General features: G+C 54.8%; 23 protein-coding genes. 7 read left to right on the forward strand and 16 right to left on the reverse strand.

Annotation, left to right across the window (positions count from 1 at the left end; all coding sequences use genetic code 11):
• Positions 1-29: 29 nt before the first annotated feature.
• The 4 genes from MKX63_RS01400 to acpS form a co-directional block, all read right to left on the reverse strand.
• Complete coding sequence (locus MKX63_RS01400; RefSeq protein WP_341014774.1) at positions 30-1,067, reverse strand: LacI family DNA-binding transcriptional regulator; 1,038 nt, start codon at positions 1,065-1,067, stop codon at positions 30-32.
• A 209-nt stretch (positions 1,068-1,276) separates the two neighbouring features.
• Positions 1,277-1,564 carry a hypothetical protein gene (locus MKX63_RS01405; RefSeq protein WP_341014775.1) on the reverse strand — a complete coding sequence of 96 codons (288 nt, stop codon included), beginning with the start codon at positions 1,562-1,564 and terminating at the stop codon, positions 1,277-1,279.
• A gap of 322 nt (positions 1,565-1,886) precedes the next feature.
• Positions 1,887-3,206: an A/G-specific adenine glycosylase gene (mutY, locus tag MKX63_RS01410; RefSeq protein ID WP_341014776.1), complete on the reverse strand. Its 1,320-nt coding sequence runs from the start codon at positions 3,204-3,206 to the stop codon at positions 1,887-1,889.
• Between the two features lie 31 nt (positions 3,207-3,237).
• Positions 3,238-3,642 (reverse strand): holo-ACP synthase, encoded by a 405-nt coding sequence (gene acpS / locus MKX63_RS01415; protein WP_341014777.1) that lies wholly within the window; start codon positions 3,640-3,642, stop codon positions 3,238-3,240.
• A gap of 290 nt (positions 3,643-3,932) precedes the next feature.
• On the opposite strand from acpS, the gene MKX63_RS01420 reads away from it, so the two are divergent.
• Positions 3,933-4,751, forward strand: a complete 819-nt coding sequence (locus tag MKX63_RS01420) for an alpha/beta hydrolase family protein (protein ID WP_341014779.1) — start codon at positions 3,933-3,935, stop codon at positions 4,749-4,751.
• 302 nt (positions 4,752-5,053) lie between these two features.
• On the opposite strand, the gene nadE is transcribed toward MKX63_RS01420, so the two are convergent.
• The 3 genes from nadE to MKX63_RS01435 all read right to left on the reverse strand — a co-directional run bounded on the left by nadE (position 5,054) and on the right by MKX63_RS01435 (position 8,343).
• Positions 5,054-5,863 carry an ammonia-dependent NAD(+) synthetase gene (nadE, locus tag MKX63_RS01425; protein ID WP_341014780.1) on the reverse strand — a complete coding sequence of 270 codons (810 nt, stop codon included), beginning with the start codon at positions 5,861-5,863 and terminating at the stop codon, positions 5,054-5,056.
• Positions 5,864-6,005: 142 nt separating this feature from the next.
• Positions 6,006-6,440, reverse strand: coding sequence for a BrxA/BrxB family bacilliredoxin (locus MKX63_RS01430; protein WP_341014781.1), 435 nt, complete (start codon positions 6,438-6,440; stop codon positions 6,006-6,008).
• A 181-nt stretch (positions 6,441-6,621) separates the two neighbouring features.
• Complete coding sequence (locus tag MKX63_RS01435) at positions 6,622-8,343, reverse strand: ATP-binding protein (protein WP_341014783.1); 1,722 nt, start codon at positions 8,341-8,343, stop codon at positions 6,622-6,624.
• A gap of 161 nt (positions 8,344-8,504) precedes the next feature.
• Between MKX63_RS01435 and MKX63_RS01440 the strand changes: the two genes are divergently transcribed.
• The gene (locus MKX63_RS01440) at positions 8,505-9,764 is read left to right on the forward strand and encodes a BaiN/RdsA family NAD(P)/FAD-dependent oxidoreductase (protein ID WP_341014784.1); all 1,260 of its coding nucleotides are present in this window, start codon (positions 8,505-8,507) and stop codon (positions 9,762-9,764) included.
• A gap of 135 nt (positions 9,765-9,899) precedes the next feature.
• Here the strand turns inward: MKX63_RS01440 and MKX63_RS01445 are convergent, their stop codons facing one another.
• Both MKX63_RS01445 and MKX63_RS01450 read right to left on the reverse strand, forming a co-directional pair.
• Complete coding sequence (locus tag MKX63_RS01445) at positions 9,900-11,150, reverse strand: ABC transporter permease (RefSeq protein WP_341014785.1); 1,251 nt, start codon at positions 11,148-11,150, stop codon at positions 9,900-9,902.
• Positions 11,147-11,944 (reverse strand): ABC transporter ATP-binding protein, encoded by a 798-nt coding sequence (locus MKX63_RS01450; protein ID WP_341014786.1) that lies wholly within the window; start codon positions 11,942-11,944, stop codon positions 11,147-11,149. Before MKX63_RS01450 ends, MKX63_RS01445 begins: the two co-directional genes overlap by 4 nt.
• Before the next feature lie 335 nt (positions 11,945-12,279).
• On the opposite strand from MKX63_RS01450, the gene MKX63_RS01455 reads away from it, so the two are divergent.
• On the forward strand, positions 12,280-12,747 hold the full coding sequence (locus MKX63_RS01455) for a MarR family winged helix-turn-helix transcriptional regulator (RefSeq protein WP_340757330.1): 468 nt from the start codon (positions 12,280-12,282) through the stop codon (positions 12,745-12,747).
• Positions 12,748-13,055: 308 nt separating this feature from the next.
• On the opposite strand, the gene MKX63_RS01460 is transcribed toward MKX63_RS01455, so the two are convergent.
• The 3 genes from MKX63_RS01460 to MKX63_RS01470 all read right to left on the reverse strand — a co-directional run bounded on the left by MKX63_RS01460 (position 13,056) and on the right by MKX63_RS01470 (position 15,647).
• Positions 13,056-14,570 carry an MDR family MFS transporter gene (locus MKX63_RS01460; protein WP_341014787.1) on the reverse strand — a complete coding sequence of 505 codons (1,515 nt, stop codon included), beginning with the start codon at positions 14,568-14,570 and terminating at the stop codon, positions 13,056-13,058.
• An 18-nt stretch (positions 14,571-14,588) separates the two neighbouring features.
• Complete coding sequence (locus tag MKX63_RS01465) at positions 14,589-15,167, reverse strand: GNAT family N-acetyltransferase (RefSeq protein WP_341014788.1); 579 nt, start codon at positions 15,165-15,167, stop codon at positions 14,589-14,591.
• 180 nt (positions 15,168-15,347) lie between these two features.
• Entirely contained in the window at positions 15,348-15,647 is a 300-nt protein-coding gene (locus tag MKX63_RS01470; protein ID WP_341014789.1) for a hypothetical protein, read from the reverse strand.
• A gap of 230 nt (positions 15,648-15,877) precedes the next feature.
• On the opposite strand from MKX63_RS01470, the gene MKX63_RS01475 reads away from it, so the two are divergent.
• Positions 15,878-16,357: a GAF domain-containing protein gene (locus MKX63_RS01475; protein WP_341014790.1), complete on the forward strand. Its 480-nt coding sequence runs from the start codon at positions 15,878-15,880 to the stop codon at positions 16,355-16,357.
• Positions 16,358-16,687: 330 nt separating this feature from the next.
• Here MKX63_RS01475 and MKX63_RS01480 read toward each other — a convergent pair whose 3' ends face one another.
• The 3 genes from MKX63_RS01480 to MKX63_RS01490 all read right to left on the reverse strand — a co-directional run bounded on the left by MKX63_RS01480 (position 16,688) and on the right by MKX63_RS01490 (position 21,519).
• On the reverse strand, positions 16,688-19,120 hold the full coding sequence (locus MKX63_RS01480) for a glycogen/starch/alpha-glucan phosphorylase (protein ID WP_341014791.1): 2,433 nt from the start codon (positions 19,118-19,120) through the stop codon (positions 16,688-16,690).
• 107 nt (positions 19,121-19,227) lie between these two features.
• Positions 19,228-20,331 (reverse strand): glucose-1-phosphate adenylyltransferase subunit GlgD, encoded by a 1,104-nt coding sequence (gene glgD / locus MKX63_RS01485; protein WP_341014792.1) that lies wholly within the window; start codon positions 20,329-20,331, stop codon positions 19,228-19,230.
• 24 nt (positions 20,332-20,355) lie between these two features.
• A complete protein-coding gene (locus tag MKX63_RS01490) occupies positions 20,356-21,519 on the reverse strand; it encodes a glucose-1-phosphate adenylyltransferase (protein ID WP_341014793.1) in 1,164 nt (387 codons plus the stop codon).
• A gap of 428 nt (positions 21,520-21,947) precedes the next feature.
• Here MKX63_RS01490 and MKX63_RS01495 point away from each other — a divergent pair, with 428 nt between their 5' ends.
• The 3 genes from MKX63_RS01495 (at position 21,948) to MKX63_RS01505 (ending at position 24,834) form a co-directional block, all read left to right on the forward strand.
• Positions 21,948-22,634: a response regulator transcription factor gene (locus MKX63_RS01495; protein WP_341014794.1), complete on the forward strand. Its 687-nt coding sequence runs from the start codon at positions 21,948-21,950 to the stop codon at positions 22,632-22,634.
• Positions 22,631-24,100, forward strand: a complete 1,470-nt coding sequence (locus MKX63_RS01500) for a sensor histidine kinase (protein ID WP_341014795.1) — start codon at positions 22,631-22,633, stop codon at positions 24,098-24,100. The genes MKX63_RS01495 and MKX63_RS01500 overlap by 4 nt, the downstream gene beginning before the upstream one ends.
• A gap of 167 nt (positions 24,101-24,267) precedes the next feature.
• Positions 24,268-24,834, forward strand: a complete 567-nt coding sequence (locus MKX63_RS01505) for an FAD-dependent oxidoreductase (RefSeq protein WP_341014796.1) — start codon at positions 24,268-24,270, stop codon at positions 24,832-24,834.
• A 192-nt stretch (positions 24,835-25,026) separates the two neighbouring features.
• Here the strand turns inward: MKX63_RS01505 and MKX63_RS01510 are convergent, their stop codons facing one another.
• Positions 25,027-26,010 carry a glycosyltransferase family 2 protein gene (locus MKX63_RS01510; protein WP_341014798.1) on the reverse strand — a complete coding sequence of 328 codons (984 nt, stop codon included), beginning with the start codon at positions 26,008-26,010 and terminating at the stop codon, positions 25,027-25,029.
• Positions 26,011-26,080: the final 70 nt, after the last annotated feature.

Below are 26,080 nucleotides of genomic sequence, written 5' to 3' on the forward strand. Positions count from 1 at the left end.
TTAGGCTACTATGCGTGCTATTACGTGAGCTACTTCGCGGGATTTTTCGGGCGTCCCGTGCTGTCGCGTACCACCAGCTTTGGCTGGAGCACCGTACGTTTCCTGGGATTTCTGCCGCTGATCAGCTCATGAAGCATCTCTACAGACAGCTCCCCCAGCTGGTTGGTGTTCTGTGATACCGTGGTCAGCTCCGGAATTACCGCTCTGGACAAGGGCGAATTGTCGAACCCGACGATCGACAGATCCTCCGGTATCTTCAGCCCATGCTGGGTGGCAGACTTCAACGCCCCGATGGCTGTAAAATCATTCACACACAGCACCGCTGTCGGCCGGTCCTCCTGCTCCAGCATCCGGTCCATCAGCGCACGCCCGCCCTCGATTGAGAAGTCGTGGAACATGACCCAATCCTTGCGCAGCGTAAGCCCATACTCTTTCAGCTTCATCCTCACAGACTTCAGCTTCACTTGGGTTGTGGAGGTCTCCTCCATTCCCCCGAGGAACCCGATTCTCCGGTGCCCCAGGTCCAGCAGATGCTGGGTGGCCAGTGCAGCCCCTTCCTCTTCATCGGTATAAATGCGGTGCAGGCCGCTCCGGGGCAGATTACCGTTGACCAGCACAATCGGTACATGCTTCGACAGCTCCACGACTTCCTGCGATAACGCCGGCGGACAATGATCCAGGTTAATTCTGCCGCCCAGGAAAATAATCCCGTCCACTCTTTTCTCCCGCAGAATGCTGAGGTACTCCGACTCACGGCTATGCTCACCAGCCGTATCACAGAGAAAGAAGGTATAGCGCTTCTCTCTGGCTACATTCTCGGCTCCCCAGAAGACCTCCGGGAAAAAGGGGTTGGTGATGTCAGGCAAAATCATGGCAATCGTGCCGGTCTCCTTCTTGAGCAGACTGCGGGCCAGCGCGTTCGGCTGAAACTGGTGCTTCTCAATCACAGCCATGATGATCTCCCGGGTGCTCTCCTTGACCGGAGCTGTATTGTTGAGGACACGGGAGACTGTGGCTACGGACACCTGGGCCTCCTTAGCGATATCATATATGGTAATCGTCTTCATCCTTTACCTCCTTGGTCTAGCGTTCTTGACTTATGGCAACTTATATCCGGGGCGGATGGGTGCGGGGGTTGGGGTGAGCAGGAGATAGGGCAGAGCGGTTAGAGTTGGCAGGATGCGAGGGGGTGGGCGCGGCGAATTCAGGGGTATTTTGGACTCATTTTACTCCACCGCCCGCTTTGGGCCAATTCAGGGGCATTTGTGCTCCTCATTTAGGCCTGCTGCCTACTTTGAGTATTTTTAATGGGATTTATCCCTTTGATTGTGCCATTCGACTCAATTTCGGCACATTCAATGGGATTTATCCCTCTAATTTCACCGCGCGGCCCACTTTCGGCACATTCAATGGGATTTATCCCTTTGATTGCGCCATTCGACTCAATTTCGGCACATTCAATGGGATTTATCCCTTTGATTGCGCCATTCGACTCAATTTCGGCACATTCTATGGGATTTATCCCTTTGATTGTGCCATGCAGCTCCACTTTCGGCACATTCAATGGGATTTATCCCTTTGATTGTGCCATGCGGCTTACTTTAGTTAGTGGCGCACATATACTATACTTTCGGCTGTTGAGGTCAGGTAATTTATAATTTCAGTTTGTCCACATCCGATGCCCCCACATTTGCTCAACAGCACACGGAAGCGGCGGCATTCTCTTTAAGAGGACGGCAGCCGTTGCAGCGTTGATGAGAGGATGAGAGAAGTACCCCCGTTTAGCAATAAACATACTAATCTTTACACTGCAACCGGCAGCAGTGCTGCTCATATCCCGGTGGACTGGCACAGCGGGGAACAGCATCACAGCGGTGGCTGGGAGTCTACATCCCTTGCTCATCGAAATAGCTGTTCAGCAGCTTGAGGAACACATTCGGAAAGGCGTAATTCTTCATGTCCTCGCGGCTGATCCAGCGCTGTGCTCCGCTGTCTGCCGCATCGGCTGCGGCATCCCCGCTGTCGAACAGCGCCAGCGGTGCGTCTTCCGCTGGCTGTGCCCCCAGCGCCGCAGCCACACGCTCCGCATGTGCCGCTTCAGCGCCCAGCGGGCTGTCGCCGCGCCCCGCAGGCGCCGCTCCGTACACGGCGCGGCTCTCCGCTGCCAGCGGCAGCGCCGCCTCTTCCCTGCAGCGGTACACCTGCAGGGTCCACACAATATGGCTGAATGTATGCTCCGCAGCCATCCAGTGCCCCTCAGGCCGGGCATGAATCCCGGCCTGGCTCATGGACCGGCGCAGCCGGTCCAGCGCTGCCGCTTCCGGCAGCAGCGCACCGCGCGCGCCGCCGGCCTCAGCAGGCGGCGCAGGCCAGTGCGGCAGCTCCCACATGCGGGCCAAAAGCCCGCTAGCCGGCCGCTGCCGGATCAGTACCCGGCCCGCGTGCTCGCCGCGGCCCTCGACAAGGGCGGCCAGCCGCTCCTCCGGACGCGGCGGCTTCGCCTTGGTCTTGACGGGCAGCGAGGCCTCGCAGCCCGCCAGCCGCGCGGCGCAGTGCTCCATCACCGGGCACGGAAGGCAGCGCGGCGATTTCGGCGTGCAGATGAGCGCGCCAAGCTCCATCAGCGCCTGATTGAAGCTGCCCGCCTCCCCTTCGGGGATGAGCTCGGCAGCGAGCTTTTCCATTTTCACACGGGTCGGGCCCTTGGCAATGTCATCCTCAATCAAAAAATACCTGGATAAGACGCGCATCACATTGCCATCCACCGCCGGCTCCGGCCGGTTGAACGCGATGCTGAGAATAGCACCGGCTGTATACGGGCCTACGCCCTTGAGGCCGAATACGGCATCGCGGTCATCCGGCACTTGTCCCCCGTACAGCTCCTTGACCTGCTTCGCGGCATGCTGGAGATTCCGGGCACGCGAGTAGTAGCCAAGTCCCTCCCAGCACTTCAGCACCTCTTCCTCCGGTGCATCTGCGAGCGCCTCCACGGTTGGAAATTGCTCAATGAAACGGTTGAAATAAGGAATTACCGTATCTACCCGGGTCTGCTGCAGCATAATCTCTGAGATCCAGATGTAATACGGGTTGCGGTGGCGCCGCCACGGCAGGTCCCGCTTCTGGAGGTGGTACCATTCCAGCAGGAACCGGCTGAAGAATAACTTGGCTTCCTGCTGCGCTTCTATGTGCTTCTCATCTGTGGTCATCGCTATTCTCCTTGCCGTTCAATTGATATAATTACAGGCGGTAACCGGGTATCCGCTCTACCACCGCGAAGGCCGAGGCCAGCCCGCGGCTATGCGTAATAGTGAGATGAATAACATACTCCTCCTTCGGCAGACCCAGCCGGGACCAGGCCTCCTCCGACAGTATGGCTACTGGCTTGCCCAGTACATCCGGCAGAATCTCAATGTCCTGAAAACCCACCATCTGCCCGATTCCGCAGCCGAGCGCCTTCACAACCGCTTCCTTGGCCGAGAATCTCCCGGCGATGAATTCCGCTGTCTTTGCGCCTTTGCCTGCGGCCAGCGCCAGCTCCTGCCGGGTCAGAATTCTCCGGGAGAACCGGCCGCCCAGGCTGCCCTCTGTTATCCCGGCAACCCTGCCGATTTCCAGCACATCATGCCCGATTCCGTAGATCACACTCCCACACCTCTCCTGGCTCAGCATTCCTTAACCCTCTTATATTACCTTCTATCCTTACCCTGCGTCTAATGATATGATCTTGCTAGGACTCCACAGATCTCATGTAACAGTGAAGGCTGTCAGCATCTTGACCAAGTATTATTAATAATAGTCTTAGCGTCAGCTTTCTGCTATCTTAAAAGAAAAAAAACTGAAAGTCTAATACACCTAAACACACATATCAGGTAAATCCAGCAATTAAGGTAAAACAAGAAGTTCCAAGATATCCAGGAAAGGAAGAATACCTTATGTCCCGTAATTTTGAATTACCTGCAGGAGAGGATGCAGTGCTTCGCTGTTCCCATTTTCCCGCCCAGGGAGAGGCCCGCAGTGTGATAGTTATCGCTCACGGCTACAAAGGCTTCAAGGATTGGGGGATGTTCCCGTATACGGCACAGGCGCTCAGCGGCGAGCATGAAGTAATCACCTTCAACTTCTCCCATGCCGGCATCGGCGAGGATCTGCAGAATTTCACCGAGCTGGACAAATTCGCCCGCAACACCTACCAGCGCGAGATCAAGGATATGGAGATCCTGCTCTCTTATCTGAGCCAGCACCACAGGTTCGGCAGCCTCCCGCTCTTCCTGCTAGGGCATAGCCGCGGCGGGGGCGACTCGCTCCTCTACGCACTGGATCATCCGGGAGAAATCACCGGGGTCATCTCCTGGAACGGGATCACTAACCTGGATCTGTTCACAGAGCAGCAGAAGAGGGAAATGCGGGAAAAGGGCCGGACCCACGTGCTCAACGGCCGGACCGGACAGCAAATGCCGCTGGATGCCATCCTTATAGAGGACCTTGAGCAGCAGGCGGAGCGTTATCAGATTCTAGAGCGGATGAAGCAGGCCCGCTTCCCCGTTGTCCTGATTCAAGGCAGTGAGGACGGCGAGCATCTGCGGCGCGGCTCCGAGCAGTTGATCCGGCTGCGGCCGGATATTGAATGGGTGCAGATTCCCGGCGGAAATCATACCTTTGGCACCGTTCATCCTTTTGCCGGAACAACCCCCCAGTTAGAACAGGCGATATCCGCTACCAGAGAATTCATCGACCGGGTGCTGGTAGAATAACAGCATAGTTTATAGTTAGTCCCACATACATGGCTGCCTAATTGAGAATGTGTTCGGTTTTCCGCATATATCCGGCCCATGCACCTTCGCACCAGCCCACTGCCTTGGAGGAGCCCAGACCATTCAGATTCTTGCTTTCACAGGTGAAAACGGCTTTGCCGTCCTTGTAAAGAACGGTACCGTTTCAGCGAGAAATAGAAGGATAATGTATCGTGTGCAGCATATAAATTCTTATATTTGAACAAAAACCGCCGGAGCGTCTGCATCAAACGCAGCGCTCCGGCGGCCCCGGCATAACCTGCTTAGATCCCCGGAATACGATCGCGCTTATGCGCCGTTCTCCGGAAGAAGCGCTCCAGCTTCTCAGCCGCTTCAGGGCTGACGGTCTTCCCTTCCAGATAATCGCTGTTCTCCTCATAGGTGATTCCAAGCTCTGTCTCATCCGTCTGGCCCGGCCAGAGTCCGGCCGTCGGCGCTTTGGTTACGATATCCGCCGGCACGCCAAGCGCCGCAGCCAGCTGCCGCACCTGCCGTTTGTTCAGGGATGACAGCGGTGTTATATCGACGGCGCCATCGCCCCACTTCGTATAGAATCCTGTAATGGCTTCAGAAGCATGATCGGTACCCACCACCAGCAGATTGTTCTCAAAAGCAAGCGCATACTGCATCACCATCCGCGTTCTCGCTTTTACATTCCCTTTGCCCTGATGGGTGATATGCTTGTGCTGTCCCAGGGCCTTCAGGCTATGCTCGACCTCCAGGGCGATCTCGTTCACCGCTTCTTCAATATTGGTCTCCACCGTATGGGTCAGCTCAAAAGCCCGGGCCACCGCATAGCTGTGCTCAATATCCTCCTGCTCCCCGTAAGGCTGGAACACCCCGAGTGTCATATACTCCTTGCCTTCCTCCGCCGTCAGCTCGTCCGTAGCCAGCTTGCACAGACCCGCAGCCACCGCACTGTCCACCCCACCGCTAATTGCAATCAGCAGACCTCTGGCCCCTGCCTGAAGCGCATACGCTTTCAGGAAATCCACACGCTTACGTATCTCCGCATCCGTATCAATTACCGGCTTCACTCCAAGCGTAGCAATAATCTCTTCCTGCAGACTCACAGGACCACCCCGTTTCTTAGAATTGTAATCCCTATCCTTAACATTAGAAAAAAATCCCGCATAAGCCAAGCCTCCGGCTGACGGCTGGCTGATGCGGGATCATTACATATTCATGCTGCAGCCCATAGGCTGCAGGACAATATTACTGGCACACGCGGTTAAAAACTTCCTTCAGCTCCGCAGCAATCTCGGCGGCCGAACGGTCTTCCACACCGTGACGTTCGATGAAGTGAACCAGCTCGCCGTCTTTCATCAGGGCGATGGACGGGGAAGATGGCGGATACGGTGCGAAATATTCACGCGCCTTGGCGGTAGCTTCCTTCTCCTGACCGGCAAATACGGTGAACAGGTGATCCGGCAGAATCTCGTTCTGCAGCGCCTGCGCTACCCCTGGACGGCACTGTCCTGCGGCACAGCCGCATACGGAGTTAACAACGACCAGCGAAGTTCCCTTGGCTGCCGGAAGGGCTGCTTCCACATCCTCCGGGGTCAATAACTCCTGAAAGCCGATGCTTGTCAGATCGTCGCGCATAGGTTGAATAGAATCTCTCATATATTGATTAAAAGACATGGACATTTCTCTGCACTCTCCTTCATCACTTGAATTGAGATAAGGTCAGAACCCGGATAACGTTACCGCGTTCCAGCACTACTTGCTAACTTTATTATACATACATACTCTGCGAAAGCAAGAGAAGCAGCCTGCTCCAGCCTGCCGCTGCATAGCCCCGAAACGGGCCTCTTCCCCTTTTAGTCCGCTACATATATACAGGGCTCTTGAGCGCTTCCTCTCTGGACTCTACCGGAAAAGTAACGATGACCGAGGTCCCGGTCCCTACCTCCGATTCCACCCGGATCGTTCCGTTATGCCGCTCCGCAATACTAAGACAGAGCGGCAGGCCAAGGCCTGTCCCCTGGCTCTTAGTGGTGAAGAACGGGGTGAACAGCTGATTCAGCTGGCTCTGGGGCATGCCGCCTCCGGTATCGGTAACCATCAGCAGCACGGTATCCTCATGCTCACAGGCGGCCAGCGTCAGCACGCCCTTGGCCTCCATCGCCTCCATCCCGTTGCGGGCCAGATTCAGAATCAGCTGCTTGATCTCCCGGACATTGAGCTGCAGCAGCGGCATGGCCGGGCTGATCTTCAGCTCCACGCTCTGGCCGCGGAGATTGGCATCCGCCCAGATCAGCGGCGCAAGCTCCTCCAGAATAGGCTGGAGCCCGGACGGCTCCTTGTCCGATACACGGGTCTGTGCCAGCGACAGAAAGTCATTGATGATGCTGTTGGCCCGGTCCAGCTCCTCCATGACAATATGATAATAGGAGTGGAGGTCCTCCGGGCTCTTTTCCCGCATCAGCTGCAGGAAGCCGCGTACTACCGCCATCGGGTTACGGATCTCATGCGTAATTCCCGCAGCCATCTGCCCCACCAGCGACAGACGCTCGACATTATCAAGCTCATTGCGGATTTTCTCCTCTTCCGTCAAATCCTGAATAATCATGACGATTCCGCCCGGCTGCCCCGATTCATGCTGGAGCGGCGCAGTAAAAATATGATAGGTCATCGAATCAACCCTGATCTTGGTATTGGAACGCTGCCTGCTGCGCAGAACCTCATGTAACCGGGTGAGGGCGGCCTCATCCATGCTTTTGCCGAAGAGCTCACTGGCCGGACTGGACAAAATAATCTCTCTGGTCAACAGGGGGCAATGACGCTGCATCAGGCTCAGCATGTATTCATTCAGCTCTGTCACATACCCGTTGTCATCGAATTCCATAATATTCAGCGGAACCACATTCGTGATCTGCTGCAGCTTCTCCGACTCCCACTGGAATTTCTCCGAGATCCCCTGCATTTGTATCCTGACTTGCAGCTTGTCCCACGCCTTATCGATATAGATGATAAACAAGGCGCCCAGAATTAAGACCGTCAAGGCATATAGCCCGGCCAAGGCGGCTTCAGCAGGATGGATATTAAGGATGCTCCGGCCCTGCATATTCGGTACAATGACAATGAACAGCATGCTCGGAAAAAGCGCGCCCCACAGAATGCCGATTTTGCCGGGAATCGCGGATTTCTTGAACAGTCCGGACATACCGAAGAGCAGCGGATACATCAGCACCCCTGTATTCAAGAAAAGATGCTCTATTCCTGACGGCACCCAGAATAATGCAGTACAGAAGAAGAAATACAGTGCCAGGTACACGCTGGAGGGCAGGTTGCCATATAAAATCCCAAGATAGGCCGGGAGAACCGCCAGATTCAAATAGACCACTCCGAACATCGTAGCCGATAGGGCCATGCACAGCGTAATGCCCAGCGCGCAGCAGATCATCAGAAAGGTATGATCATCGGGGAACCTGATATTCCGGCGTAGGGGATCGCCCCGGTCCAGCCTCCACTGAAAAAGAAACAGGAACATGCAGGCAGCCGATATTTGCAATAAAATATCCTTTACCGCATAAATAATTGCAATCACTCCTCATATTGGTTAAAATTCCTTTTCCACTTAGATTAAAGCATACCCGCGCATTCCTGACAACGATAATCAGGTTTCGACATTTTGGACCTGGCTACACCCGGCCTGGAATGGTATGATGCCGTTAATAGAGTGTCGCAATAAGCAAAAGGAGCAAATGAATGAATAGCTATGATGTAATCGTCATTGGAGGCGGTCCGTCCGGGCTGATGGCCAGCGTAGCCGCAGCCGGACACGGAGCGTCTGTACTTCTGATCGACAAAGGGGCGAAGCTGGGCCGCAAGCTGGGGATTTCGGGCGGCGGGCGCTGCAATGTTACCAATATAAAGGAGACCTCGGAGCTGATCGCCCATATTCCGGGCAACGGCCGTTTTTTATACAGCTCGTTTGACCATTTCAACAACCGGGATATTATAGATTTCTTTGAGGGACTGGGCATCGCCTTGAAGGAGGAAGATAACGGGCGGATGTTCCCTGTATCGGACAAGGCCGCAAGCGTCGTATCCGCTCTGATCGGCAAAGTGCGGAGCCTTGGCGTGCAGATCATGACGGACAGCCCGGTCCGGGAGGTTCTCTACGGGGAAGGAGCCGTCCGGGGCATCCGCCTGGAGTCAGGCAAAGCCTTCAGTGCGAAGGCTGTCATCATCGCCACCGGAGGCAAGTCAGTGCCGCAGACGGGCTCTACCGGCGACGGATACCCTTGGGCTGCCGCTGCCGGACATACGATCACGGAGCTGTTCCCGACTGAAGTCCCTATTCTCTCCCGGGAGCCGTGGATCAAATCCGGGGAGCTGCAGGGCTTGTCCCTCCGCGATGTCACGCTTACCGTCTGGAATCTGAGGGGCAAGAGGGTGATCTCCCACCGGGGAGATATGCTCTTCACCCACTTCGGCTTGTCCGGCCCGATTGCGCTGCGCTGCAGCCAGTTCCTGCGCCAGGTTCAGCAGAAGTCGGGAACCGATACCGTGGAGATGTCCATCGACCTGTTCCCGGACCTGTCCCTCCAGGAGGCGGAATCTATGCTCCAGAATAAGCTCGATCTGGAGCCAAAGAAGGCTATCCGCAACTCGCTGAAGGGACTCCTGCCCGAGCGCCTGATCCCGCTGCTGCTGGCGAAGGGTGGGCTTGACGGGGAGATTACAGGCCATCATCTGCCCAAAACTGGCCTGGGGGCGCTGGCTTCCCTGGTGAAGCGGATGCCCGTTCAGGTTCATGGGACTCGTTCCCTGGCGGAAGCCTTTGTGACCGGCGGGGGAGTTGCGCTCAAGGAAATCGACCCCAAGACTATGCAGTCCAAGCTGACCGCAGGCCTCTATTTCTGCGGTGAGATTCTTGATATTCACGGGTATACCGGCGGCTATAATATTACCGCTGCCTTCTCCACCGGCTATACGGCCGGCAAGCATGCGGCGGAGCAATAAGGCTGATAAGCAGCGCAGATAGTCAGCTTCTGTCTGGCCTGTGATCCGAGAGCATCCCGGATGCTGCCAGTGACAGCCGGAACAGCCGGAACAGCAAAAAGCCTTCCCCGGCTTACGGAGGAAGGCTCTTTGCTGTTATCTTGCAAACTTTATGACACTGAATATACGGCCGATCCAGATTCCGCCGGCAGCCCCGACAGGGATAAAGATCAGCAGGCCCCACCAGCCGTAGGCCGGAATGCAGACCATAGCGGAGCACAGGACGGCGAAGGGCGTCAGCAGAATGGGCATCGCCTTGGAACCGGCGTCCGCCTTCTGCGCCTTGGTGAACGGCAGAATGCCGATATAATCATCCCCGGAGAACAGATTCCAGAAGGAGGTCAGCCAGTAGGCCATCAGGCATGTCAAGGTGGCGTACAGCAGCCATTTCAGTACTACAGGCACAATAAGAATGGCTACCAGCGACACCCCGGTGAATTGCAAATACAGCTTGAGATGGGCCGGATTGCGCAGCATCGCCTTTATCCCTGCGGCGGCAAAGCGGCTCTCGGGCAACTTCGAAGCCAGCAGCGGCTGTGACTTGCGGAAGATCCAGGGCTTGTAGCGTGTCGGGCGCGGCTTATCCAGCACACGGCGCAGCAGAATCGCTGCAATGCTCATCCGCTGCTTGTAGTCTTCGCGCACATCATTCATGAACGTGCCGCGCAAGCGCAGGCGGGCTCTGAAGGCCAGGACGGTCACTGCCGCGTAGGCGGCAGCCGCAAGGAACAGAAGGGCCGGGCTGTCCTTCCAGAAGAGCGCGAGACGCAGGTAGATCCCGCAGGGTACGGCCACCGCAAGGATCAGCCACAGCCGGCGGCGGAAGCCCTGCCGCTGCACCTTGACGATATGGCCCAGCAGCTTAACGGCCCAGCTGCAGGCTATCGTTAGCGCCAGCAGGCCATAGGCGCTTGCCGCGCTCAGCTCATAGCCGCGGATCAGAAACGGCAGCAGAATGACGTACACCGCCGCCATCTTCAGCGCAGTTACCGCTAGGCTATAGACCATGCCGCCCTTGAGGATCGTGCTGATCCAGTTCTGCCGCTGCCGCAGGAACAGCAGATCCCCTTCCTGGAGCAGCAGCACGATGCCTCCCGTAGCCAGCAGAATAGCCAGCAGCGAAGGCACGACCACAAAGGGTACATGGCTGAACCAGCCCGGAAGATTGCCGTTCCAGTAGCCATAATAGAAGCGGCCGCCGAGTAAGCCCCCCGGGATGAGGATATACAGCAGTACTGTCCAGTCTACAGCCGTACGGATAATAGCAGTCTGCTCCCGGAAATGGGAGAACAGTCTTCGTCTTAAAAGATTTCTTGCAGCCGGGAACGCAAATGAATTCCGGCTCATGTTAATTCGTCGAAGCAATCAAACAGCGATCCCTCCGGCAGCCCCGCTTCCCCGCGTATCGCCGCAAGTGTCCCCTCGGCGGCAATTTTGCCTCCGGAGATCAGAATGAAGCTGTCGCAGATTTTCTCCGCTGTATCCAGAACATGTGTGGACATCAGCACTCCGGCACCGCGTTCCCGTTCCGCCTCCAGCAGGCGCAGGAAATCCTTGGTCGCCCTGGGATCAAGCCCGATGAACGGCTCATCCACTATATAGACATCCGGCTGTACCAGGAAGCCAAGCATGAGCATCATCTTCTGCTTCATCCCCTTGGAGAAGCCCGCCGGCAGATCATCCCGCACATGGGTCATGCTGAACTGTACCAGCAGCTGTTCGGCCGTGGACTCGAAGGCTTCATAGCTTAAGCCATAGGCAGCGGCAGCCAGATCAAGATGCTCCCACAGCGTAAGGTCCTCGTAGAATACCGGCTGCTCCGGTACGTAGGCGTAGGACTGGTTCTCGCCGCCAAGCTTCACCCGGGCCTTGGCATGCTTCAGCAGACCAAGCAGCGTCTTGATTGTAGTGCTTTTGCCGGCCCCGTTCGGTCCGATCAGTCCCAGCAGCTCGCCCTTCCGCACCTGGAAGGAGATTCCTGAGATACGGATGTCGCCTGCCTCATAGCCCGCTTCCTCAATCACCACATCAAGCACGGTATCCTCTTCATCGTAGTCATCATCGTCATCGTAATAGTTGTTGAGCCGGTCCTCCGGCTGCTTCGGAGCCTTCTGTTCCTCTGAGCCTTCTGTCTCTTCCATCTCTATCTCCATCCCCTGTATCATCATTAAATATAATGCGATCATAGCACCATAGACGAGCCTTTGCTGCAATAATTTTCACCCTTCACCTGTCCCCCGGTCTGTAGCTTTCATTATACGGATAACCAGTGACTGACTTCAAATTTCGTGCAGGTATACATTTTTTATGCACCTTCAAAAGATTGTTCAATTTTTTATTATTAAAAGTGTGCTTATTGTGACAAATGACATGTTCTTCAATCTTTGTTTGACGTATTGTAAAACTAGATATCAGGAAGCAAGTATTCCAAACCGTGCGGATAACCCCGTACGATTAACAATAGAGGTGGAGAAGCATGATACAATCCTATGAACGCGATACTCAGTTGACCCTGCATTTGTACAGAGTTTTTGCCAAGTCCTTCAAGAGCATTAATGAGCATGCTGTAACCGGCAGCAAGATCGAAGGCTTCAACCCGACCGCCTTCGCAGTCATGGAGGTTCTCTATTACAAAGGATCGCAGCCGATCCAGCAGATCGGTGCCAAGCTGCTGCTTCAGAGCGGCAACGTTACTTATGTGATCGACAAGCTGGAAGAACGCGGCTACCTGCAGCGCAAGCCTTGCCCAAGTGACCGCCGCGTTATTTTTGCCGAGCTGACTACAGAGGGCGAACGCCTGATGAACGAGATGTATCCGAAGTACTCGGAGCGCCTGCATCTGGCCTTCAGCGGACTCAGCGACGAAGAGAAGGAACAGATGATTGTGCTGCTGAAGAAGATGGGCCTGCAGGCCGAGAAGCTCTCCCCGCTCCCGCGCAAATAAGGGTAGTTGAGGAATCGGGGATTGTGAATCTATTCACTAATCTGGCCGGTTATCAGAATAAGGGTTGTTCCAAAGAGCATGAACTGGCTGCTTGGAACAACCCTTTGTTTTGAGCAGGATTAACGTAAGCACCCGGGTGGACGCTGCGTGAACGTACCGCATTCGGGCCGTGTACCTGCTTTAGTCCATATGCCCCGTACCCGCCCATTGTATTCGGTTGTATGCTTTCAAAAAAAACGCTCATTTGGTAAATGGAAGGTCCGCCATCCATGCCCAAAGGAGCGTTTTTTCCGAATAAAATTTATAGCTTAACGCTTCGACGGTATGCTTGCTTCCTGTATGGAAGGCACCCCTTGGTCAAGACGCACCGAGATCACCAGAGAGATCACAGCGAACACCGCCATTACGATGAACAGGGAGTGCAGACCGCCCTCCAGCGCACCTTGCAGACTGCTCCAGGCTTCCTTGGGCAGCACGCTTCCGCTATGCGGGTTAAGCAGCTGGTTAATATCTGCGCCGGAGGCGGCAGCTTCAGGCTGTTCCGCCAGCTTGCGGTCAATACTGAAGTTCAGCCACGAGCCGAAGATCGCCACCCCGACGGTCTGCCCGAGTGAGCGGGTGAAGGTGTTCAGTGCAGTAGACGCACCGCGCTGCTCATGCTGCACCGAGGACTGGGCGATAATGGTGAAGACGGTCGAGGCATAGCCGAAGCCCACCCCGCAGCACAGCATCAGCACCAGAAGCAGCTGCTGCGAGGAGTCTGCATTCATCAGCGTAAGCCCCACAGCCGCGATAACTATCAGCAACAGGCCGAGCATCCCCGTGCGGCGCGTGCCTGCACGCAGAATCATCCGCCCGCCCGCAATGGAGCCCAGCATCCAGCCGACTGACATCGGCGCCAGGAGCAGACCTGAGAGCGCGGCACTTTTGCCGAATACACCCTGCACCCACAGCGGAACATACGTAGACAGCCCGATAATGAGCGTACTGACCAGCAGATTCGCACCTGTAGAGACTGCAATATTACGGATGGAGAATAGCTCCAGCGGCAGCATGGGCTCGGCGGCCCGGCGCTCCACGACCAGGAACACCACCAGCAGCAGGACAGCCGCGAGGAGAATGGCCAGCAGCAGCGGAGAAGTCCAAGGCAGACTCTGACCCCCAGTTGTCAGGCCAAACAGCAGCGCTCCCATCCCTGCAGCGAACAGCAGCACTCCGGCTACATCGATCTTCGTCTTACGGCGGACCTTCTCTTCCTTCAGGTACCGTGAGATGAAGATAATCGACAGCAGGCCGAACGGCAGATTGAACACGAATACCCAGCGCCAGCTTAAATAATCAACTACATAACCGCCTAGCAGCGGTCCGACCAGCGAAGAAATCCCCCACACCGAGCTAAGCAGCCCCTGCGTCTTCGCCCGTTCCTTCAGGCTGTAGATATCTCCGATAATGGTAAAAGTCATCGGAATCAGTGCCCCGGCACCGATCCCTTGAATACCCCGGTAAATAATCAGCTGCTGCATACTCTGCGAGACTCCGCATAACAGCGAGCCTGCCAGGAAGACTACAGCGCCGCCTATGAACACAGGCTTCCTCCCGATCAGATCACTCAGCTTGCCAAAAATCGGCGTGGTCACTGCCATCGCCAGCAGATAAGCTGTAAAGATCCAGCTCAGCCACTGCATCCCCTGAAAATCCCCTACGATAGCCGGACCCGCCGGACCCGTTACCGTCCCTTCAATCGCTGCCAGAAATGTTGCCAGCAGTACGCCTGTCAATATTAACTTCCGCTGCTTTTCCCCCAGTGAACTCAATGAATCCATACCTTCTCTCTATGTTCTCTATGTTCTCTTTGCTCTATCTTCTACGCCCGTATCTCCTTGCAGCAGGGAATACATCACTACATCCTGATAGCCGGATGCCGTATGCCGGTATTGCCGCAGCAGCCCTTCCTGCCGGAAGCCAAGTCCCGTGAGCAGCCGCTCTGCGCGAAGGTTGTCCGGATGGCACAGGGCTTCCATCCGGTTCAGCCCCATGCTCTGGAAGCCGAACGCAAGCACCAGCTCCAGGGCTTCCCGCATATACCCCTGACGCATGGCTGCCGGTGACAGCTCGAAGCCGATCTCTCCCCGGTAAGCGCCTTGCAGCTGCCAGTGGTTATAGCCGCAGCTACCGATGACACTGCCTTCCGGGTCCAGGATGCTCCAGCGCAGGCTCTCTTCCTCCACGGCCCACTCCGCCAGCAGGGCAATCAGTGCTTCTGCATCCTCCACAGAGGACAGAGGCGGGCCATCCAGCCAGGGCGCTACCGCCGGATGGCTCCAAATCCCGAACAGCGCCTGCGCGTCCGCAGGCAGCATCGCCCGCAGACGCACCCTCCGTCCGCTTAATTCCGGGATAACCCCTCCGCACACATACATGTCCCCGTCCCCTTTCAACCCTACCAGTATACATCTTATTCTGCCCGGGCGGCGCGTTTACCTGTCACTCCCGCTTATCCATCACAAACAGCGTCTGACCCTATGGCTTCCCGCCACACGGTCAGACGCTGTACCTTATACCCAAGTGTTATGTTATATTCCGTGCAGCAGCATTCAGAATTAACCTGAAGCACCCGCTGCCTTAACCGGCTTAAGCACCTCGGTGCACAGCACGCCAAGCTTGGCCTGAATAGCTTTGAATTCTTCGATTCCCGTTCCCGTGACACTATAAGCGTCGCCATGGGCGGTGAGGAAATTCTCCTGGGTCAGCCGTTCCAGCTCCTGTTTCACTTCGCGCTCCGCCACCCGGTACCCCAGGCTCTCCAGCTCCGGCAGCATTTCCGTTAGTGTCAGATCCTTCTCATGTGCACAATATAGCATATGGATTCCAATAAACAAGTTCTGTACGTCGGCGCGCATATTTCACTCCTTCTGGCTACTAGCCTGCTGTATTTATAAAAGCATTACCCTGCCCTGAGTTCCCGGAAACATCCTCACTTCCAGGGTTCTTACTTCTTCCTCTTCTTCCACTAAGCGGGAAAACCTGTTAATCCTTGATTGTACTTGACGTATCGCGCTTCCCTGTACTATCTTGATAGTTAACAGTTATGGGATTCATACTGACTCAAGGTACAGGAAGGTGATGCTTCATGTTTCAAGCCATGCCTTATGATGGCACCCGCAGCGAACGGTTCGAAGCCGTTCTCAGCCAGCTCGGGGCACTGATGGAGGGTGAACCCAGCGCCATTGCCAACTTGGCCAACGCTTCGGCGCTGTTAAAGCTCTCTCTGCCGGACACCAACTGGACCGGCTTCTACTTGTTTGACGGCAAAGAGCTGGTGCTCGGCCCCTTCCAGGGACTTCCGGCCTGCATCCGGATTCCGCTGGGCCGCGGTGTCTGCGGAACAGCAGCCGCTAAACGCCGCACGCTAGTGGTCGGCGATGTTCATGCCTTCCCCGGACATATTGCCTGCGATGCTGCCTCCAACAGTGAAATCGTTGTTCCGCTGCTCAAAGGGGACACCCTCTATGGCGTACTGGATATCGACAGCCCGCTTAAGCACCGCTTCGACGACGAGGAGCGCCGCTTCCTCGAACGGTTCGCAGCCATGGTATCCGAGGTGCTCTAAGGCTAGCCTTCGTCATCAGCAGCAAGTAAGTCCTGAACCGCAAGTGGAAACGGCATTGCCGTCCTTTTAAAGGACGGTACCGTTTCAGCGAGAAAGAGAAGGATAATTATAGCGCAAAGCATATAAATTCTTATCTTTCAAAATAACCCCGCAAAGTGGAGCTTAGCTTTGATGATGACTCAGGTGCTTTGCGGGGACCCCAAAACATATCAATTCTTAATCAAAGAAGCCGCCCCACCGCAGGAATGATCCCTGGATGGAGCGGCTTTTGCTGTTCTGATTACACCACCCGGACATGCGGCTATGAAGCTGCAGCCCGTACCTATGGTGTTACAGCCGGATCGGATCGATATGCCAGATCTCGGCGGCGTAGCGGCTAATCGTATTGTCGCTGGAGAATTTGCCGGAATGGCCAATATTGATGATCGACTTCTTCAGCCATTCCTTCTGGTTCCGGTAAGCCAGGTCAATCTTGACATGGGTCTCCACATAGCTGGCGAAATCCTTAAGCACGAAGAATTCGTCGTTGTTGTCAATCAGCGACTGGAAGAGCGTATCAAACTCCTGGGCATGGGAGCTGAAGGGACCAGGGACGATTAGCTGATCCAAGACCTCTTTTACCCGGCCGTCGCCATTATAGATATCGCGGGCGTGGTATCCGCCGTACTGGTAATAATCAAGTACCTGCTCCGCCCGTAGACCGAACAGGAACATATTATTGTCCCCTACCATCTCATGCATCTCCACGTTAGCCCCGTCCATGGTTCCAATCGTCAGCGCACCGTTCATCATGAACTTCATGTTGCCGGTACCGGAGGCTTCCTTGCTCGCCGTGGAGATCTGCTCGCTGACATCAGCGGCCGGAATAATCTTCTCCGCCAGCGATACCGAATAATTCTCCAGGAAGAAGATCCGGATCTTCCCGTTAATGTCCGGGTCTTTGTTGACTACATCAGCCACCGTATTGATCAGCTTAATGATCCGCTTGGCCAGATGATAGCTCGGAGCAGCCTTGGCCCCGAAGATGAAGGTCCGCGGCACGATATTAATGGATGGATTATCCTTGATCTGATTATACAAATGCATAATATGAAGCACGTTCAGCAATTGACGCTTATAGGCATGCAGGCGCTTGACCTGTACATCAAAGATCGAGTCGGGATCTACCGCAATACCGTGTTTTTTCGTGATATATTCAGCCAGATGCAGCTTGTTGCGGCGTTTGATGGCAGCCACCTGCTCCTGGAAGGAGGCATCCTCACTGTATTTGATCAGTCCGATCATCTCCTGCGGCTGATGCATCCAGCGGGTGCCGATCGACTCGCTGATCAGTCCGGCAAGCCCGGGATTGGCATGCTGCAGCCAGCGGCGGTGCGTAATGCCGTTGGTCTTGTTATTGAAGCGGTGCGGATACATCTCATTGAACAGCCGCATCTCACGCTTTTGCAGAATCTCCGTATGCAGCGCTGCTACACCGTTCACACTGTGGCTGGCGACAATCGCCAGATGTGCCATCCGTACCTGATCGTCGTGGATGATCGCCATCTGATTAATCCGGTCCTGGTCTCCGGGATATTTGCTCATCAGTTCGCCGCAGAAGCGGGCGTTAATCTCTTCAATAATCAGGAAGATGCGCGGAAGCAGCTCTCTGACCATGCTGATCGGCCACTTCTCCAGGGCTTCGCTCAGAATGGTATGGTTGGTATACGACACCATCCGGGTAGTCATGCTCCAGGCCTGATCCCAGCCCAGATTATAGACATCCATCAGAATGCGCATCAGCTCAGGGATCACCAGCGTAGGGTGAGTGTCATTGATATGCAGGGCTACCTTGTCAGGCAGGCTGTCAATCGGCAGGCCTGTCTTGGCGAAGGTCCGGATAATACTCTGCAGGCCGGCACTGCACATGAAGTACTGCTGCTTCAGACGAAGTAGCTTGCCTTCGTACTGGGAATCATCGGGATACAGGAATTCAGAGATGGATTCCACCGAACGCTTGTATTCCAGGAACTTGTGATAATCCGTACCGCCCTGAGTGCCGAAGACTCTCGATGGCTGGGTGATGGACTCGGCACTCCAGTTCCGCAGCGTGTTGACATGTCTGCGGTCTGCACCGATCACCGGGATATCATACGGAACCGCCCGTACGGCTTCATAATCCTTGTGCTCGAATACAAGCTCATCATTCTCCCAGCGGGTATCCACATGTCCCCAGAAGTGCACCTCTACCTGCTTATCTTCGCGGCGGACTTCCCACACGTTGTCATTCTGCAGCCAGTAATCCGGCAGCTCCACCTGATAGCCGTCTACAATCTTCTGCTCGAACAAGCCGTATTTATAACGGATGCCGCAGCCGTGTCCTGCATATTGCAGGGAAGCGAGCGAATCCAGGAAGCAAGCGGCAAGGCGGCCCAGGCCCCCGTTGCCAAGACCCGCATCGGCCTCCACCTCTTCGATATCCTGCAGACAGAATCCCAGATCCGCGAGACCCTCGCGGACAACCTCCAGCACGCCCATATTCAGCAGGTTATTGCCCAGCAGCCTGCCGATCAGGAATTCCATGGAGAAATAGTATACCTGCTTATCCTTATCGATCTTGAACTTCTGATTGGTGTCCGCCCAGTCCTTACCGGCATTCTCGCGGATCATGTTGCCGAGAATATTATAAATGTCAGCGTTCGAAGCTTCTTCCAGCGGCTTGCCTAATTTCCCGATGAGTTTCTCACGGAACACTTGTTTGAAAGTCTCTTTATCGTTGAACAACAGCAGGTTCCTCCTTACAGGGTGCATGTATTGGTTGATAATAATGCCTATTACAACACTGGATCAGAAGAAATGCCCCTAGCGGCACATTTCCTCTGATCCAGATATTATATCTTGCTGCTCTTGGCTATGACAAATGGACGCCTGCTGTCTCCAACGAGAATCCGGTCTTTGCTGAGATGCACATCTTTGTCCATGATCACATTCTCAATCACGGCATTCTCTTCGATGACGCATTTCTGCATAATCACAGAATTAATAATTCTGGCACCCTTACGAATCTGTACACCCCGGAAAATAACGCTGTTCTCCACCGTCCCGGCGATGACACAGCCGTTGGCTACCAGCGAGTTGCTGACCGACGAGCTGTCCAGATAACGGGTAGGCGCCTCGTATTTAATCTTGGTCTGCACCGGATTCTCTTTGAACAGGCCGAAGTAATTCTCCTGCTTCAGCAGCTCCAGGCTGTTCTTATAGTAGCTCTCCAGCGAATTGATCACGGCATGGTAACCCTTATATTCATAGGCGGAGATTTTGAATTTGTGGCGGTTCTTCTGAATGGCATCGCGGAAGAAATAGCTCTCGCCATGAGCGATGCAATGCTCCACCTGCTCCAGGAACAGCTTCTTCTCCATAATGAAGATGTCCAGATACACATTCGGGTGATGCTTCTCATGGTGAATATTCGTCACAATGTTATCGTCATTAAGCTCGACCCGCAGGCACGGGTCATGCTCCGGCTGAAGCTCGTCAATCTGCTTGTAGACCATCGTTACATCCGCACCCTGCTCCAGGTGATACTGATAGAGGTCCTGCAGATCCACCGTGTTAATATGCTGGCTGCCGGAGAAGACGATGTATTTGGCCGAAGCCCTTTTGAAGAAATCCAGATTGTTATGATAATGCTGAAGATCACCCAGAGAGGTATCTGTAGGGTCATTCCAGTCCGGAGGCAGGATGAACAATCCGCCATGCTTGCGGTTCATATCCCACGATTTGCCGTCGCCGAGATGATCCATCAGTGAACGGTACTTGCGGCGGACGAACAGCCCAACGCTCTCCAGCTCCGCACGCATCATATTGGACAAGACGAAATCGATCAGCCGGTAACGGCTGGCAAATGGGACCGCTGCCCCGCAGCGGAAATAGGTCAATTCATTTAGATTATCCAATTCATGATCAAGATTAATTACGCCCATAAGCTCTTTCATCGTTAATCCCCCGCCCTCTTGTGGTTATATGGTTTTGGCTGCTACAGATTTGAGCTTCTTGCTTCGTTTGTCGATCAGCAGAATTTCGTTCTCATTCTCCCGGTCGGCGCCGATTTCCATATTATCCTCAATGACCGTGTTCTCACTGATGATCGCCTTGTGAATTCTCACGTTCTTGCCGATCTTCACCTTGGGCATAATGACAGAATCGGTAATGACACTGCCTTCGCCCACCTCTACCCCGTAGAAGAGAACGGAGTGCTTCACCTCGCCATGCACGATGCAGCCCTCATTAATAATGCAGCTCGACACCTTGGCTCCCGGCGCCACATATTGTGCAGGCTGATTCGGATTGCGGGTGAAGATTCTCCAGCCGGTATCATTCAGGTTCAGCGGAGGCGTATCGCTCAGAAGATCCATATTCGCTTCCCACAGGCTGTCAACCGTACCTACATCCCTCCAGTAGCCTTCGAATGGATAAGCGTAAAGGGACTGGCCTTCATCCAGCATCATCGGGATGATATCCTTGCCGAAGTCATGTGAGGAGCCGGCGTTCTCTCCGTCCTCCAGCAGATGCTTGCGCAGAACATCCCATTTGAAAATATATACACCCATCGAAGCAAGTGTGCTCTTAGGCTTGGCAGGCTTCTCTTCGAACTCATAGATCTTCAGGTCATCTTCTGTATTCAGTATGCCGAAGCGGCTTGCTTCCTCCAGCGAAACGTCAATGACCGAGATGGTGCAGTCCGCGTTCTTGGATTTGTGATATTGCAGCATGGCATGATAATCCATCTTGTAAATATGGTCTCCCGACAGGATCAGCACATGCTCCGGGTCGAACTGGTCCACGAACTTCAGATTGCGGTAAATGGCATCTGCCGTTCCCCGGTACCAGCTGCTTCCGTTCTCCCGTTCATGCGGAGGCAAGACGAATACGCCGCCATCCTTACGGTTCAAATCCCAGTCGCTGCCGACTCCGATATACGAATGCAGCACCAGCGGTTCATATTGTGTCAGCACACCCACGGTATCAATGCCTGAATTCGAGCAGTTACTCAGGGGGAAGTCGATAATCCGGTACGTTCCTCCGAAATAAACAGCCGGTTTGGCAATTGATTTAGTCAATCCTTTCAATCTTTTCCCTTGGCCTCCCGCCAATAGCATGGCTACCATCTCTTTTTTCTTCATGGAAGAGCCTCCTTGACTTATGGGTAATGGAACATGTAATAAATTAGGTTGAATGAGTGATGCTGTGAAGTGTAATGAAATGAAATGATGTAGCCCTAAAGAAATGCCTAGACAGGATGAATACGGGTTATTCGGGGAGGATAACAGCTGAACGGATATATTGTATCCTTATATTCTATTAGTGTTCTATACCCGCCGTCAAAAACCCTTTATTACCTGAACTAAACTGTTTAAATTTATAACTATATTTCATATTCATGGCGCGATAAATCACTATAATTAGATTAACCATTATGATTAACCGCAAACAGCCGGGATGAATCGAATCCGTGGCTCCAAAGGCCTATTTTCAGCAAACGTTCAACCGGGGAATTCATACTATGGACATACTACACTAACTACACTTACTTAAAATGGAGGAAATGCTAATGAAAGCGCCACAAGGTGTCCGGCTACTCCTGGTGGATGATGAGCCTCATATCCTTCAGTTTCTGGAGCTGGGCCTAATGAATGAAGGCTTCGAGGTACAAACCGCCGCAGATGGCGCTGAAGCCGTGTCAGCGGCAGCCGACTTCAAGCCGCATGTTGTTATCCTTGATGTGATGATGCCCGGCATGGACGGCTTTGAGGTCTGCAGGTGCCTCCGTTCCGAGGAAGCGGAGGTGGCGATCATCATGCTGACTGCCAAGGATGAGGTGGACGACCGCGTGGCGGGCCTGTCTCTGGGCGCAGATGATTACATGGTGAAGCCGTTCAGCTTCGAGGAGCTGCTGGCCCGGATTCAGGCCCGGCTGCGCAACCAGTTCCCCGGTCTGCTCGGCGAGGTCCGGTGCGGCCCCTTCCGGATTGACGGCCGCCGTAAGGAAATCCGCCATAAGGAGGAGGTGCTGGAGCTGTCTCCGACCGAATATGAGCTGCTGCAGTATCTGGTGATCAACCACGGACTGGTCCTGAGCAAGCCGATGATTCTCGACAAGGTGTGGGGCTATGACTTCGGCGGAGAAGAGAATATCGTGGAGGTCTATATCCGCTCTCTCCGGGAGAAGCTCGGTGACAAGGAGCACCGGATTATCCGCACCCTGCGCGGGGCGGGATACCGGGTGGATCTGGTATGACTGCCCGGCCCCGGAGATTCACGGGCAGATTCCATGCTCCGCGTTCCCTGCGCAAGCAGCTGCTCGCCGCCTCGCTGCTCATTCTCTCAGGATTGCTTATACTGATCGGCGTACTCCAGTATGTACTCATGCGGAATTTCATATACAGCAACCGGGCAGAGGCGATGGAGACCCAGATACGTTCTGTGCCATTTGAAATCTTCAATAATTCAGGTAACAGACGGCCCGGGGGAGACCGGCGTCCCCTCCTGCTCGACGCCCATACTACCCTCGCTATCTACAATCAGGACGGCGGCTTCGTGGATTTGAAGGAAGAGACTCTGTCCGCTTCGCCTGCACCAAGAATGAGTAATGAGGCCTATGACCAACTGTTGAAGCTCCCCCAGAACAAGAAAGGCGGGAGTTACCAGCTGATTACCGCCGGGGATGGCAAGGAGCAGCTGGCGGTCTTCATGAATCTGGGCAGGCCGGGTGCTGCCCGGATGCTCCTGCAGATGACAGTGGAGACCGGACCGCTGAAGGATGTCATCCTGCAGCAGCTGCTTATCTTCGGCGCATTGTCGGTGACGGCTCTGCTGGCCGGGCTGCTGCTGTATTTACCTGCGCTGCGCAAAACGCTGGTCCCCTTATCCAACATGGGGCATTCGGCCCAGATTATCGATGCCGGCAACCTGAATGTGCGGTTCCCTGAGGAGCAGGGCCAGCTTGAGATCGACCAGCTCGCCCAGTCCTTCAACGGCATGCTGGAGCGGCTGGAGATTTCGTTCAAGAATGAGCGGGAGGCGAAAGAGCAGATGCGCCGGTTCGCCGCCGATGCTTCCCATGAGCTGCGGACGCCGCTGACGTCCATCTACGGCTTCCTGGAGGTGCTGCTGCGCGGAGCTGCCGATAACCGGCAACAGCTCTACAGCGCGCTGAACAGCATGCACGGTGAAGCCAAGCGGATCAACAAGCTGGTGGAGGACCTGCTTCTGCTCGCCCGGATGGACGGCGCGCCCCGGCTGCGGGTCAAGCAGGTACTGCTGGCTGAGCTGATCGATGACATGCAGGCGCAGCTCCGGGTGCTGGCCGAAGAGCGTCAGGTTGTCTTCGACCTGGCCTACGGCATCCGGTGCCTGGTTGATCCGGACCAGATCAGACAGGTTCTCCTTAATCTATTCCACAATGCGGTTCAGCATACCGATGCGCTCAAGGGCATCATCCATATATCGCTGCACGCTGAGGGAGAACTGGCAGAGCTGACTGTGAAGGATAACGGCTCCGGCATCGCTGCGGAGCATCTGCCGCATGTCTTCGACCGCTTCTACCGCAGCGATTCCTCCCGTACGCGCAAATACGGCGGCTCCGGGCTTGGATTATCGATTACGAGGTCCATTGCCGAAGCGCATCAGGGGGAAGTGACGGTATCCAGCACTCCGGGTGAGGGCGCTGCCTTCAAGGTCTCTCTCCCATGCCTGCGGGATTAGCCAATGAGCTGTTAATAGCGATATAATAGTAGGCAGGTGTGAAGCGAGTTTTGCGAAGTGATTCAACGAAGTGTATGCTATCAAAACTTAAGCGTATGCTTCCGAAGCGAGTTTTGCGAAGTGATTCAATGAAGTGTATGCTATCAAAACTTTTAGGAGGGTATCTCATGTACGAAATCGCCATTATCGGTGCCGGTCCTGCCGGTGCAAGCGCCGCCCTGTTCGCTGCCAAGGCCGGCAAAAAAACACTGCTGATTGACAATGACAAAGGTATGACCCGCAGAGGCTGGTATGAGAATTATTACGGAATTAGCGAGATCGGCGGACCTGAGCTGGTAGAAACCGGCCATAAGCAGGCCGTGAAGTTCGGGGCCGAGCTGGTTGCCGGACAGGCGACGTCGCTTGAAGCCAGCAGTGAGGGCTTCGTCATCGGGACGGAGAGCGGGGCTGCTTATGAAGCTAAGCATGTCGTGCTGGCGACAGGTGTTCTGACGGATCTGGCTGCCGCAGCCGGGGTAACGACCAAGGAGGGGACGGAGCCAAGAATCAAGACGGTGATTGCCGCCACACCGGAAGGCAGAACCAATATCGACGGGATCTGGGCTGCCGGAACCGTTGCCGGGATGAGTGTTCACGCGATTATCACTGCCGGGGACGGAGCCAAGGTGGCCGTCAACATTATCAGTGAGCTGAACGGCGCACGTTATGTCGATCATGATTTGCTGAAGGCTTAGGTTGCGGCTGCTCACCAAGAGGCTGTCCCAATGGTCATTACATGACTATTTGGGACAGCCTTTTACTTGAGTAAGACATGCTTTTCTATTTGAGTAAACTCTGCGGCTGAAGTGCGTATACTAACTCCAATTGCATTTTCTACAATAGATTTCACTTTAATTCGCCCTAAAGCATTCAGTTGTATTAAATAGTTACTTGTTGAGACTGGCGACTCTCTGCTCCTGCGCGCTCTGCTGCGGCCTGCCGCTGTAGAGCTCCTGAACGATGTAGAGGGGGCGGCCCTTCGATTCATCATAGATCCGTCCGACATACTCACCCAGAATACCCAGCATGAGCAGCACGAACCCGTTGAAGGTCAAGGTGATTCCAATCATCGATGCCCAGCCCTTCACGGCCGCATCCGTAAAGAGCGCGAGATACAGTACATACATCAGGTACAGAAAACCGGATACGGACAGCAGCGCTCCAAGAACACCCGCCAGCTTCAGCGGCTTATAAGAGAAGGAGGTAATGCCGTCCAGCGACAGCTTCAGCATCCTTCTGAACGGATATTTGGTCTCTCCGGCCAGACGCTCCTCCCGCTCGTATTCTATCGCCTTCTGGCGGAATCCAACCCAGCTGACGAGACCGCGGACGAAGCGGTTCTTCTCCGGCAGACGCTTCAGCTCGTCGCAGACCCTGCGGTCCATCAGGCGGAAATCGCCGGTGTCCACCGGAATGGAGATATCTGTCGAATAACGCAGCACCCGGTAAAATAAGCTGGCCGTCCATTTTTTGAACAGGGACTCTCCGTTTCGCTTGATCCGCTTGGCATACACGACCTGGTAGCCCTGCTTCCACTCCGCAATCATCTCCGGAATCAGCTCGGGCGGGTCCTGGAGATCCGCGTCAATGATCACAACCGCATCGCCCAGCGCATAATCCATCCCTGCGGTAATAGCAACCTGATGCCCGAAATTGCGGGACAGATCGATCAGCTTTACACTTTCATCCCAATAGCTGTACTCCTCGATCATCTGTGCGCAGTTGTCGGTGCTGCCGTCATTGACGAAGATCAGCTCGTAGGGCTCGCCTGTTGTTCCCATTACTTTTTTGATGCGCCGGTAAGTCTCCTGAATAACAGCCTCTTCATTGAACATCGGTATAATAATGGAATAGCGCACTTGAACACTCATGGGCAGCTCCTCCTCAAAAGTAGTAAGGAAGCGCGCCGGCACACGGCCGGATACACGCGCTTCCCGATCT

Origin of the sequence: Paenibacillus sp. FSL R7-0179 (genome assembly GCF_038002265.1) — a bacterium.
Classification (GTDB): Bacteria; Bacillota; Bacilli; order Paenibacillales; family Paenibacillaceae; genus Paenibacillus_AQ.

Excerpts from the sequence above, each read along its gene's own strand:
- MKX63_RS01400 (WP_341014774.1), bottom strand. The coding sequence starts at position 1,067 with ATGAAGACGATTACCATATATGATATCGCTAAGGAGGCCCAGGTGTCC.
- mutY (WP_341014776.1), bottom strand. The coding sequence starts at position 3,206 with ATGACCACAGATGAGAAGCACATAGAAGCGCAGCAGGAAGCCAAGTTA.
- MKX63_RS01420 (WP_341014779.1), top strand. The coding sequence starts at position 3,933 with ATGTCCCGTAATTTTGAATTACCTGCAGGAGAGGATGCAGTGCTTCGC.
- MKX63_RS01430 (WP_341014781.1), bottom strand. The coding sequence starts at position 6,440 with ATGTCCATGTCTTTTAATCAATATATGAGAGATTCTATTCAACCTATG.
- MKX63_RS01440 (WP_341014784.1), top strand. The coding sequence starts at position 8,505 with ATGAATAGCTATGATGTAATCGTCATTGGAGGCGGTCCGTCCGGGCTG.
- MKX63_RS01445 (WP_341014785.1), bottom strand. The coding sequence starts at position 11,150 with ATGAGCCGGAATTCATTTGCGTTCCCGGCTGCAAGAAATCTTTTAAGA.
- MKX63_RS01450 (WP_341014786.1), bottom strand. The coding sequence starts at position 11,944 with ATGGAAGAGACAGAAGGCTCAGAGGAACAGAAGGCTCCGAAGCAGCCG.
- MKX63_RS01455 (WP_340757330.1), top strand. The coding sequence starts at position 12,280 with ATGATACAATCCTATGAACGCGATACTCAGTTGACCCTGCATTTGTAC.
- MKX63_RS01460 (WP_341014787.1), bottom strand. The coding sequence starts at position 14,570 with ATGGATTCATTGAGTTCACTGGGGGAAAAGCAGCGGAAGTTAATATTG.
- MKX63_RS01465 (WP_341014788.1), bottom strand. The coding sequence starts at position 15,167 with ATGTATGTGTGCGGAGGGGTTATCCCGGAATTAAGCGGACGGAGGGTG.
- MKX63_RS01470 (WP_341014789.1), bottom strand. The coding sequence starts at position 15,647 with ATGCGCGCCGACGTACAGAACTTGTTTATTGGAATCCATATGCTATAT.
- MKX63_RS01475 (WP_341014790.1), top strand. The coding sequence starts at position 15,878 with ATGTTTCAAGCCATGCCTTATGATGGCACCCGCAGCGAACGGTTCGAA.
- glgD (WP_341014792.1), bottom strand. The coding sequence starts at position 20,331 with ATGAAAGAGCTTATGGGCGTAATTAATCTTGATCATGAATTGGATAAT.
- MKX63_RS01490 (WP_341014793.1), bottom strand. The coding sequence starts at position 21,519 with ATGAAGAAAAAAGAGATGGTAGCCATGCTATTGGCGGGAGGCCAAGGG.
- MKX63_RS01495 (WP_341014794.1), top strand. The coding sequence starts at position 21,948 with ATGAAAGCGCCACAAGGTGTCCGGCTACTCCTGGTGGATGATGAGCCT.
- MKX63_RS01500 (WP_341014795.1), top strand. The coding sequence starts at position 22,631 with ATGACTGCCCGGCCCCGGAGATTCACGGGCAGATTCCATGCTCCGCGT.
- MKX63_RS01505 (WP_341014796.1), top strand. The coding sequence starts at position 24,268 with ATGTACGAAATCGCCATTATCGGTGCCGGTCCTGCCGGTGCAAGCGCC.
- MKX63_RS01510 (WP_341014798.1), bottom strand. The coding sequence starts at position 26,010 with ATGAGTGTTCAAGTGCGCTATTCCATTATTATACCGATGTTCAATGAA.